Annotated in this window: 12 protein-coding genes, 1 tRNA gene and 1 pseudogene; 12 read left to right on the forward strand and 2 right to left on the reverse strand. The window is 53.6% G+C overall.

The features are described from left to right. From ACIQ2T_RS08825 to ACIQ2T_RS08870, 10 genes and pseudogenes are all read left to right on the forward strand, one after another. Positions 1–531, forward strand: a 531-nt coding sequence (locus ACIQ2T_RS08825; protein ID WP_397590489.1) for a site-specific DNA-methyltransferase, incomplete at its 5' end; no start/stop codon positions are given. 80 nt (positions 532–611) lie between these two features. Then, entirely contained in the window at positions 612–1,619 is a 1,008-nt protein-coding gene (folP, locus tag ACIQ2T_RS08830; protein ID WP_397590490.1) for a dihydropteroate synthase, read from the forward strand. 73 nt (positions 1,620–1,692) lie between these two features. Beyond that, the gene (locus ACIQ2T_RS08835; RefSeq protein WP_397590491.1) at positions 1,693–2,112 is read left to right on the forward strand and encodes a DUF2177 family protein; all 420 of its coding nucleotides are present in this window, start codon (positions 1,693–1,695) and stop codon (positions 2,110–2,112) included. Between the two features lie 235 nt (positions 2,113–2,347). Then, positions 2,348–2,482, forward strand: a complete 135-nt coding sequence (locus tag ACIQ2T_RS08840; protein ID WP_300036182.1) for an aa3-type cytochrome c oxidase subunit IV — start codon at positions 2,348–2,350, stop codon at positions 2,480–2,482. Next, positions 2,483–3,613, forward strand: coding sequence for a Re/Si-specific NAD(P)(+) transhydrogenase subunit alpha (locus tag ACIQ2T_RS08845; RefSeq protein ID WP_397590492.1), 1,131 nt, complete (start codon positions 2,483–2,485; stop codon positions 3,611–3,613). It abuts the gene before it with no gap. A 9-nt stretch (positions 3,614–3,622) separates the two neighbouring features. Then, positions 3,623–3,904 carry an NAD(P) transhydrogenase subunit alpha gene (locus ACIQ2T_RS08850; RefSeq protein ID WP_306062586.1) on the forward strand — a complete coding sequence of 94 codons (282 nt, stop codon included), beginning with the start codon at positions 3,623–3,625 and terminating at the stop codon, positions 3,902–3,904. Positions 3,905–3,935: 31 nt separating this feature from the next. Beyond that, a complete protein-coding gene (locus ACIQ2T_RS08855; RefSeq protein WP_397590498.1) occupies positions 3,936–5,318 on the forward strand; it encodes an NAD(P)(+) transhydrogenase (Re/Si-specific) subunit beta in 1,383 nt (460 codons plus the stop codon). Positions 5,319–5,444: 126 nt separating this feature from the next. After that, positions 5,445–6,129, forward strand: a pseudogene (locus ACIQ2T_RS08860) (aspartate/glutamate racemase family protein). A 35-nt stretch (positions 6,130–6,164) separates the two neighbouring features. After that, positions 6,165–7,376 carry a parallel beta-helix domain-containing protein gene (locus tag ACIQ2T_RS08865; protein WP_397590493.1) on the forward strand — a complete coding sequence of 404 codons (1,212 nt, stop codon included), beginning with the start codon at positions 6,165–6,167 and terminating at the stop codon, positions 7,374–7,376. Continuing rightward, positions 7,376–8,392, forward strand: coding sequence for an SO2930 family diheme c-type cytochrome (locus tag ACIQ2T_RS08870; protein WP_397590494.1), 1,017 nt, complete (start codon positions 7,376–7,378; stop codon positions 8,390–8,392). The genes ACIQ2T_RS08865 and ACIQ2T_RS08870 overlap by 1 nt, the downstream gene beginning before the upstream one ends. Here the strand turns inward: ACIQ2T_RS08870 and hspQ are convergent. Further along, on the reverse strand, positions 8,386–8,736 hold the full coding sequence (hspQ, locus tag ACIQ2T_RS08875; RefSeq protein WP_397590495.1) for a heat shock protein HspQ: 351 nt from the start codon (positions 8,734–8,736) through the stop codon (positions 8,386–8,388). The two genes, ACIQ2T_RS08870 and hspQ, sit on opposite strands and share 7 nt — an antisense overlap. Before the next feature lie 132 nt (positions 8,737–8,868). Between hspQ and ACIQ2T_RS08880 the strand changes: the two genes are divergently transcribed. Together ACIQ2T_RS08880 and ACIQ2T_RS08885 are read left to right on the forward strand one after the other, a co-directional pair. Continuing rightward, a tRNA-Ser gene (locus ACIQ2T_RS08880) sits at positions 8,869–8,958 on the forward strand. Between the two features lie 96 nt (positions 8,959–9,054). Continuing rightward, on the forward strand, positions 9,055–10,311 hold the full coding sequence (locus ACIQ2T_RS08885; RefSeq protein WP_397590496.1) for a tyrosine-type recombinase/integrase: 1,257 nt from the start codon (positions 9,055–9,057) through the stop codon (positions 10,309–10,311). Between the two features lie 105 nt (positions 10,312–10,416). Here ACIQ2T_RS08885 and ACIQ2T_RS08890 read toward each other — a convergent pair. After that, positions 10,417–10,655, reverse strand: a 239-nt coding sequence (locus ACIQ2T_RS08890) for an IS3 family transposase (protein WP_397590497.1), incomplete at its 5' end; no start/stop codon positions are given.

A 10,655-nucleotide genomic window follows, 5' to 3' on the forward strand; every position in this document is an offset into this window, starting at 1 on the left:
GGCGTGAAGGCGCACCCCACGCAAAAGCCTGAGGCATTGCTGTATCGCATATTGCTCGCTTGTACGAAGCCCGGCGACGTCGTCCTTGATCCATTTTTTGGAACAGGCACAACAGGCGCGGTCGCACGCCGTCTTGGCCGTGACTGGATTGGCTGCGAACGTGAAGACGTTTACTGTGAAGTGGCCGAAGAGCGCATCGCCGCTGCTTTGCCGCTGGACGAGAGCGCGATCAAGACCATGCAGTCGCCAAAGTCTGCGCCAAAGGTCGCCTTTGGTCAGTTGGTTGAGGCCGGTTATTTGAACCCAGGTACGAAGCTGTTTGATCGTAAGCGGAACTTTGAGGCGACGGTGCGGGCGGACGGGTCCATCATTTGCGGCGTTGTAGATGGTTCCATTCATAAAGTGGGTTCGACTGTCCAAAATGCGCCAAGCTGCAATGGATGGACCTATTGGCATTATGCTGCCACCGATGGCGCAATGAAACCGATTGACGATCTGCGCCAAACCTATTTGCTCGCTACCGAGCCGTGACCCAAATCTATCTTCGTCCTTCCGGCTATGTGGAGTGCCCACAACGGCACGACGGAGAAAGCTTGCGACTTGCAGGAACCATGCTTTGGTTCTCACAAATTGAATATATCGAGCGCGCAGCAACATTTACTCATCGGCGGCTGATAGCTGTTCATGAGTGGACTGATTTTACGGCGACGCTGTCTGACGTGCACCGCGAACGCTGCGCGCTTCTGCTGGCACATATAACGTCCCCTCGTGCTGCGCTGCACATGGGTGCGCGCACCATGCGGCTTGATCAACCGCACGTGATGGGCATCATAAACGCAACACCCGACAGCTTTTCAGACGGCGGCAAGAACTTTGAGCCCGAAGTCGCAGTCGAGGCCGCGTTTGCAATGTCGGCCGCGGGCGCCGCTATCATTGATGTAGGCGGTGAATCTACACGTCCTGGTGCAGCATTGGTCTGGGAACGCGACGAACTGGCGCGCGTCGAGCCGGTCATCCGCAGGTTGGAGGGTGCAGGTACCGCAATTTCAATCGATACGCGCAAAGCATTGGTGATGGAGGGTGCTGTGCAAGCGGGTGCTTTTATGATCAACGACATTTCGGCGCTCTTATATGACGACCGCGCTTTAGACGTAGCGCGCGCTAGCGACGTTCCTGTAGTCCTGATGCACGCGCCAAGCCAAAGCAGCGATCCGCATAAGGACGGCATCTATAAGGATGTCGTGTACGATGTGTTTGACTGGCTTGAACAGCGCATTTCGGAGGTCGAAGCCGCTGGCTTGTCGCGTGACAAGATACTGGTCGATCCGGGTATTGGTTTCGGAAAATCACTGGCCGAGAATTTGGCGATAATCAACAATCTCGCCATGTACCACGGCTTGGGTTGCGCGATACTGTTTGGGGCGAGCCGCAAGCGCTTGATTGGTGCGCTATCGAACGAAGCGGGCGCAGGGAGCCGCCTTGGCGGGTCTATTTTCGTAGCCATGAAGGCAGTAGAGCAAGGCGCGCACATCGTGCGTGTGCATGACGTAGCCGAAACCGTGCAAGCTATTCAGGTTTGGCGCGGCCTTCGCGATGCAGCATTAACAGCGACAATATAATCTATAGCTATTTGGCCACCTTGACCCGTGAGGCATTCACAGGCAGCTTTGGAAGGTTCGAGGAGAGTATATTATGCTTATGAAATATTTGGTTGGTTATATCGCAACGGGTCTTGCGTTTGCAGTTATCGACAGCGTCTGGCTGCGCAGCATGTACACGCGGCTGTACCAGCCAGAGATTGGCCAAATGATGATGAAGAATGGCTTCCGTTTGGGGCCAGCGGTTATTTTTTATCTGCTATATATTTTGGGGATGATGATCTTCGCCGTGGGCCCTGCATTGCTGACGGGCAAATGGCAGACGGCGCTTGTTTGGGGCGCGCTGCTCGGCTTCTTTTGCTACATGACTTATGATCTGACCAACTACGCAACTTTGAAAGTGTGGAGCACGAAAGTGACCGTGCTTGATATCATTTGGGGTACATTTCTGACGGGGTCGGCTTCACTTGTGGGCTTTTGGGTTACGCAAGCTTTGTTGGGCAAGGCCTCTTAAGCGGCGTCGATTGTCCCCTGATCAGAAAGCACTCAGTACAAGGTTGACCGGCTGATACCCAGCTGGCGCGACCTCGGTCATGCGAGAGCTATAAGGGTCCTTTAAAGGCTTTGGTGAAGCGAGCGGGTAAAGAGCCGGTTAGGCAGTGACGATATTTTCTTTGTTCATCACGCTTGAGCATTGGAAAGTGAGCGGTTAAGGCTTCCATGTAATAAAAGTTTATATGGAGGCTGTTTTGACAAACGATCACGACCTTGAACCTGCAAAAGAGACATATTCAAAGTTCATCACCCTTTTTAAGTGGGGCACGGTGGTATCGGCAGCTGTCACGGCACTTGTCGTTCTGATCATCGCAAGTCGCGCGGCTTAAGTGGTTAAGATCGCTGTACTGAGGGAAAACACCCCAGGCGAAACCCGCGTTTCTGCGTCCCCCGAGACCGTTAAGAAATTCATTGCACTAGGTGCGACTGTTTCTGTCGAGACAGAAGCTGGCTCGGGTGCGTCCATCGGTGACAGCGACTATGAAGCTGCTGGCGCTATGATCGGGAAACTGGAGTCTGTGTTGAAGGATGCGGACATTGTCTTGGGTGTTCAAGGACCAGACCCCAAAGCGCTGAAGGGCATGAAGTCTGGCGCGTGGCTGGTGGCGGGGCTTGACCCCTTTGGCCAGCGTGGCCGTATCGACGATTATGCCAAGGCTGGTGTGGAAGCGCTGGCGATGGAGTTCATGCCGCGGATAACGCGCGCGCAATCGATGGACATACTGTCCTCGCAATCCAACCTGTCGGGATATAAGGCTGTTATTGAAGCCGCGTCGGTTTATGGCCGCGCCTTTCCAATGATGATGACCGCTGCGGGCACAGTAAGCGCGGCCAAGGCGTTTATCATGGGTGTTGGTGTCGCAGGGCTTCAAGCGATTGCCACGGCACGTCGTTTGGGCGCTCAGGTGTCTGCTACCGACGTGCGTTCGGCAACCAAGGAGCAGATTGAATCCCTAGGCGCCAAGGCGATCTTCGTTGAGGATGTCGCCGGCATCGAAGGTGAGGGCGCTGGCGGATACGCAACCGAAATGTCCGATGAGTATAAAGAAGCTCAGGCCGAGCTCGTGTCTGCGCATATTGCGAAGCAGGATATCGTTATTACAACGGCGCTAATTCCTGGTCGTCCAGCGCCGCGTTTGGTGTCCGACGCGCAAATTGCGAGCATGAAACCGGGCTCAGTGATATTTGACCTTGCGGTTGCACAGGGCGGCAATGTCGAAGGCTCAAAAGCTGACGAAATCGTCATAAAGCACGGCGTAAAAATCGTCGGCTACAGCAACACGCCAGCACATTTGGCGGCGGACGCATCGGCGCTTTATGCGCGTAACTTGTTCAATTTCCTGTCTGCCTTTTGGGACAAAGAAGCTGGCAAGCCTGTGTTGCCCGACGACGATGAAATTACCGGAGCAATTCGCCTGACCAAAGATGGCAAGGTCGTGAATGAACGCCTGTTGGCGTAAGGGGGCATAATGGACTTTATTTCAATCTTATCCATCTTCGTGATGGCCTGTTTTGTGGGCTATTACGTCGTCTGGTCAGTAACACCTGCGCTCCACACGCCGTTGATGGCCGTTACGAACGCAATTTCTTCAGTCATCATCGTTGGCGCGTTAATTGCCGGAGCAGCAGGTGGATCGCCTACTGCTAAATGGCTTGGTCTAATTGCAATTGCGCTTGCGAGCGTAAACATCTTCGGCGGCTTTGCTGTGACGGCACGCATGCTCGCTATGTATAAGAAAAAGGAGCGTTAAGTTGGAACATACTGCTCCTCCCGCATGGGTCATGCTCGCATATTTGATTTCGGGCGTATTTTTCATTTTGGCATTGCGCGGGCTGTCGTCGCCGGCAACGTCGCAGCGCGGTAACCGGTTTGGCATGGCCGGAATGCTTATTGCCGTTGTCACAACCTTGGTAACGCACGAAGTCGCATCGCTGCCTGAAATTCTCGGCGCTATCGCGATCGGTGGCGGCATAGGCTGGGTTACGGCACGCAAGATCGCCATGACCGATATGCCTCAGCTTGTGGCCGCTTTCCACTCGCTTGTTGGCATGGCCGCGGTTCTTGTTGCTGCTGCCGCGTTTCTTAACCCCGCTGCCTTTGGCATCGTAGGTGAAGACGGCCAAATTAACCCGGTTAGCCGTATTGAAATGGGCTTGGGCATCGCCATTGGTGCCATCACATTCTCAGGGTCGGTCATCGCATTCCTGAAACTGGCGGGTAAAATGTCGGGTGCGCCGATCCTCTTGCCGCTTCGCCACATTATAAACCTTGGTACTTTGGCAGCGATCCTTGGTCTCATCGGTTATTTCACCGTTGACCAAAGCCCTTGGATTTTCTGGACCGTTACCGCGCTTGCCTTCCTCATCGGCTTTTTGCTCATCATCCCGATTGGCGGCGCAGATATGCCTGTCGTGGTGTCGATGCTGAACAGCTACTCCGGTTGGGCTGCCGCCGCTATGGGCTTCACGCTGCATAACACAGCGATGATTATCACGGGGGCGCTGGTCGGTTCGTCAGGTGCCATTTTGTCATACATCATGTGCAAAGCCATGAACCGCAGCTTCATTAGCGTTATCGCTGGTGGCTTTGGTGCGGAGGCGGCTGTTTCTAGCAGCGAGGCCAAGGAACAACGCCCATGGAAGCGTGGATCTGCTGAAGATGCTGCGTACATGATGCAGCAAGCGGAAAGCGTCATCATCGTGCCCGGTTACGGTATGGCGGTTGCGCAGGCGCAGCATGCCCTGCGCGAAATGGCGGATGTCCTGAAAAAGCAGGGTGTGAGCGTAAAATACGCCATCCACCCAGTTGCGGGGCGTATGCCAGGCCACATGAACGTTCTGCTGGCCGAGGCGTCAGTGCCTTATGATGAAGTGTTCGAGCTTGAGGATATCAATAGCGAATTTGCGCAAGCCGATGTTGCCTTCATCATTGGTGCAAATGACGTTGTGAACCCAGCGGCGAAAACCGACAAGACATCACCAATCTACGGGATGCCTGTGTTTGATGTGGACAAGGCAAAGACCGTGTTCTTCGTTAAGCGTTCCATGGGCGGCGTTGGCTATGCTGGCGTCGACAATGATGTGTTCTACATGGATCAAACCATGATGCTTCTCGCCGATGCGAAGAAGATGTGCGAAGACATTGTTAAGTCCTTGCAGCATTAAGGACTGCTTACTGCACGCGTCGTCCCAGTGAACGTTGGAGCCTATTTTGATCGTCAGCCGAAGCTGATAGTCAAAATGGCTCCAAGGCTTCGCTGACACGACGGTAGTTTTTGAGGGACGTTGCGCATGCGTAAATTGGGGTTGATTGGCGGCTTGGGCTGGTATTCGACTGAGCTCTATTACGCGCGGATCAACAGGCAGGTTCTTCTGCAAACGAACGGTAGCTGCAACGCCCCCCTGCTGATTGAGAGCCTCAATTTCAGCGACCACATCAGAGGATTGGAACCATGTCGCTGATGTTCTTACAGCGTCTGCGCGCCGTCTGGAGCAGGCTGGTGCCTCAGCGCTTCTGATCTGCGCGAACAGTATGCACAAAGTGTTCGACGCGGTTGCAGCGTCTATCTCTCTTCCGCTTATCCACATTGCCGATACTGTCGGGGAAAAGATGAAAGCCGATGCTTTGCATTCCGCGGCTTTGCTTGGTACGGCGAATGTCATGGCTGAAAACTGGTATCGCCAGCGACTTGTCAAGCATGGCGTCTCCTTGTTGCTCGCTGAAATGGAGGATGTGAACGATCTTGAACGCATCATCTATGATGAGCTTATGCACGGCATCGTTAAGCGGGAATCCGAGCGCGCGTTAAAGACAATCATCACCGAAATTGATCAGCAGGGCATCAAATCGGTTGTGCTGGGCTGTACGGAGCTGAGCATGTTGGTGGACACCAAAGCCAATGTCTTGCCGATTTACGACAGCGCGGAAATCCACGCTGACGCGGGCGTCGACTGGATACTCGGGGACTCAATCTAATCCTACTTGGCATTTCCTATCGTCTGGGGCATGTTATGTCCATGAGGATGAGGGAACTGATATTCGCCAGCGCCGCCTTATGCGCGCTTGTTCAACCTGCTTATGCAAAAACGATCTTGGTCATGCCCGGGGACGGCGCGCAAGAGCGGTTGCAGGAGGCGCTGATTGCGGTTGAACCGGGTGACATTGTGGAGCTTGGGGCAGGCAGATTTGCCCTGACCGACGGCTTGTCGCTTGACGTGGACGGTGTCACGTTAAAGGGGCAGGGCGGTGTTGAAACCACGCTTGATTTTTCGGGTCAGCAAGGTGCCGGTGAAGGGCTTTTGGTTACCTCAGACAATGTTGTCCTTCGTGAATTCGCTGTCGAAAACAGCAAGGGCGACGGGATAAAATCCAAAGGTGCTGACCGGATTATCTATTATAAGCTTCGCGTCGAATGGACAGGCGGGCCCAAGACATCAAACGGCGCCTACGGAATTTACCCGGTAGAAAGCAAAGATGTCCTGATCGATTCCGTATTGGTACGCGGTGCGTCGGATGCCGGCATTTATGTCGGGCAATCGCGCAATATCATTGTGCGTAATTCAACGGCTGTTGAAAATGTCGCTGGTATCGAGATTGAAAACAGCTTTGATGCCGATGTACATGACAATATCGCAACCCATAATACGGGTGGCATTCTGGTGTTTGACTTGCCCAATTTGCCGCAAATGGGTGGGCATAATGTTCGTATTTTTGGCAATACCATCGTCGATAACATGACACAGAATTTTGCCCCAAAAGGTAATATTGTCGCGAATGTGCCCACCGGAACCGGCGTGATGGTGATGGCCAATCGCAATGTGGAAATTTTCGATAATGTCATCGGTGAAAACGGCACGACGAACATCATGGTCGTTGGCTATCGTTTTCCGTTTGAAGATCCCAAATATGATCCGGCCCCGCGTGCGGTCGTGATTTGGAATAATCAGCACAGCCGCGCAGGTTGGGCGCCTCAGTTCCGTGGTGGCAGCGAAATCGCAGCGGCATTGGGCGGCAGCTTTCCCGCTATATTCTGGGATGGTGCCGGCGGCGCCGACTTTCGCCCAATCATTCAGGATGATGTCATGGCGCTTTCGCTTGGCCTATCTGATTTGAAAGCGGACACCGCAAGCGCGCAGCCGGTGCCATTGGCACGCTCTGTATCGCGTCCTGCATCCTTACCAGCGATTAAATTGCCAGAATCGATGGAAGCTATCGTCCGTTAATGCGGCTGTTATTGCCATTTCTGGCATGTTTTGCAGCAGCAGTGGCGACTTCTGCGGCACCGGATAACATTTCCGATGCCGCGGTTACGGCGACGCTTAACCCATCGACATTGTCGGACTTTGGTTTTTTCGGCGGCAGTGCGGCAAAGCCATCGGACAGGCTTATTCCATATGAACTGCGCACACCGTTGTTCAGTGATTATGCTACTAAGCAGCGGTTTATGTACCTTCCTGGAGGAGCAATCGTCACGGCGGACAAAGACGGGCGGCTTATATTTCCCGTTGGCACGGCCTTAATCAAAAGCTTTGGTTACCCTGCTGCATCGGGTGGCTTGGGCATTATCGAAACCCGCGTGCTATTGCACAAGGCGTCCGGGTGGGTGGCGTTGCCCTATGTCTGGCGGGCCGATGGGTCTGATGCAGACTTACGCATTGGCGGGACGCGCGTGCCCGTTATGTTCGAACATGCTGGCACGACTTCATCGATTAACTACGGCGTCCCAAACAAGAACCAGTGCAAGCAATGTCATTTGGTTGCAAACGACATCATGCCTATTGGCCCGGTGTGGCAAAATTTGGAGTTCCCCCGAAAGGGTGATCGGCAACGGTTGTCAAAAATGGTGCCGTCATTAACCCGACTTCAGCCTTTTGCGCGATGGGACGCAAGCGACGAAGGAACCTTGGACGATAAGGCCAAGCAATATCTCAAGGTGAATTGCGGCCATTGTCACGCGCCACAGGGTTCGGCCAGCAATAGCGGGCTTTCTCTGGACGGTTCGGCGCGCAGCCCGGTCGCCTTAGGCATTGGTAAACGGCCTGTGGCGGCGGGCAGGGCAAGTGGTGATCTTGATTTCATCATTGCACCAGGACGCCCCGATCAATCCATTCTCGTTGCGCGCATGGAAAGCACCGACCCCGGTATAGCTATGCCTGAACTCGGCCGCTCAACGGTGCATAAAGAGGGCGTCGGCTTGCTACGCGACTGGATCGCCGCAATGCCGCAAGAAAGTCACTGACGCATTAACCGTTTCAGCTGATACTGATCTCCAGTCCACCCCTCAAACACGGCATCAATGCCGGGATGATGGATTGGACCCTGTTTATGATCTGGCAACAGGTTTTGCTGGCTGACATACGCAATGTAGCTGCTCTCCCCATTTTCGGCGAACAGATGATAAAAGGGCTGCTGTTTTTCAGGGCGTACCGCCTCGGGTATGGACTGATACCATTCTTCGCTATTCGCAAAGACAGGGTCGATGTCGAACACCACCCCTCGAAAATCAAAGATCCGGTGGCGCACGACGGCGCCAATGGAAAATGCGGCTTCAGCGATTTCAGGGAGGGGAATTTCATTGTTCATATTTGCAATATCATATCTTCCGATGCGCAAATCAACCTTGAAGCTTGGCAAAGTGAAAAACTTCAGTTAATGGCCCCGCTCTGTCTTAGGGGCACGCCGATTTTTCGGTAATGACCAGCCCCTTGGATCTGCGGAGAGATGGCTGAGTGGTCGAAAGCACCGCACTCGAAATGCGGCGTGCCGGTGACGGTACCTAGGGTTCGAATCCCTATCTCTCCGCCAATTACTTGATTTCAGGTAACCGCAGTCGTTCATTTTATAGCTTGAATTCCTTGCTTTTATAGGGAATTATGTGTCCTGCCGTGTCTGGTTGCTTTTGTGAGTTCGCTCACAGTCACCCTGGATGTGGTGGAACAAATGGTGGAACAAATAATGGTGCTCACGGTACTTGAAATCAAGCACGCTAAATTCGGGGTACATCCTGACGGCAATGGTCTCTACCTCTCCGTAAAGTCAGGTGGTACCAAGAGTTGGGTTTTCCGATATCAGCTTAATGGCAAGCGCAGAGAAATGGGACTTGGTTCACTTAACGTGCTTGAACCGGTCAATGCTAGGGCAGAGGCAGCACAACTTAAGGCAAAGGTTGCTAACGGCATCGATCCGCTCGATGAGCGGAGGTCAATAAAAGACGCACAGTCAGCATTTAGAAAACAAACGCTTCTAGCTAGCAAGCGAACTGAGACGACCTTTCGTAGAGCAGCAGAGCACTTCATTGAGAGCCGAGCCCCTAGTTGGAAAAACGCCAAGCATGCGCAGCAGTGGGCTAACACACTCGCTACCTATGCTTATCCAGTGATAGGCGAGATACCAGTCTCAGATGTAGCAGCAGAGCATTTGGTTGATATTCTCCGGCCAATATGGAGCACGAAGAGCGAGACAGCCAGTCGTGTAAGAATGCGGATTGAAGCCGTGCTTAATGCTGCCAAGTTGATGGGATGGCGCGTTGGCGAAAATCCAGCCGTTTACAAGGGTGGTTTGGAGGCGGTTCTGCCCCCCATAAGTAAGGTGCGTCGCGTTCGACACCACCCAGCCATGCCTTTCGAAGATACTCCTGCTTTCTTTCGTGATCTTGAAAAACGAGATGGCATCGGATGTAGTGCGCTGCAATTTTGTATTTTGACTGCCGCGAGGTCAGGGGAAGTCCGTCTTGCTAGTTGGGATGAGATCGATCTTGAGATCGGCATGTGGGTAGTCCCCGCTGAGAGAATGAAGGCTGGGCGAGAGCACAGAGTGCCATTGTCTGATAAAGCCATGGCAATATTGAAGGCGACACCCCGTCTTGCAAGTTCGCCATTAATCTTCCCTGGAACGCGCGGCAAACCAATGTCGGATATGACGCTCAGCGCCATTCTCAAGAGGATGGGGCTCCGGCACTTCACAGTGCATGGTTTTAGGTCATCGTTTCGTGACTGGGCAGCAGAAACAACCCACCATGCTAATGAGACCATAGAGATGGCGCTGGCGCATACTATCGTGAACAAGGTGGAGGCTGCCTACCGGCGGGGTGATCTTCTTGCTAAGCGCCGAGATCTGATGGAGGATTGGGCTGCGTTTATCGGGGGCAACCTAAAATGAGCACGAAGGGCGTAATCCGACACAGCGGTACCTTTTTAGGCGCAACTCCAACGGCCACGGATGGTAACTGGACTTGTAACGGTTTTGTGCCGGTCACTGATCTCATTATGCCACCTTTGCTTCGAACGCCAGCGGGCTGATGCCACCCAGATATGAGTGACGGCGGCGGGTGTTGTAGAACCCGTTGATGTACTGGAAGATCGCGGCCTCTGCCTGCCTTCGTGTTGACCATTTCTGACGCCAGATCAGCTCCGCCTTCAGCGATTTGAAGAACGTTTCAACAGATGCGTTGTCGTAGCAGTTGCCTTTGCCACTCATCGATGGCCGCAGGCCGTAGGCCTGCA

Source organism: Sphingorhabdus sp., assembly GCF_044357595.1.
Taxonomy (GTDB): Bacteria; Pseudomonadota; Alphaproteobacteria; order Sphingomonadales; family Sphingomonadaceae; genus Sphingorhabdus_B.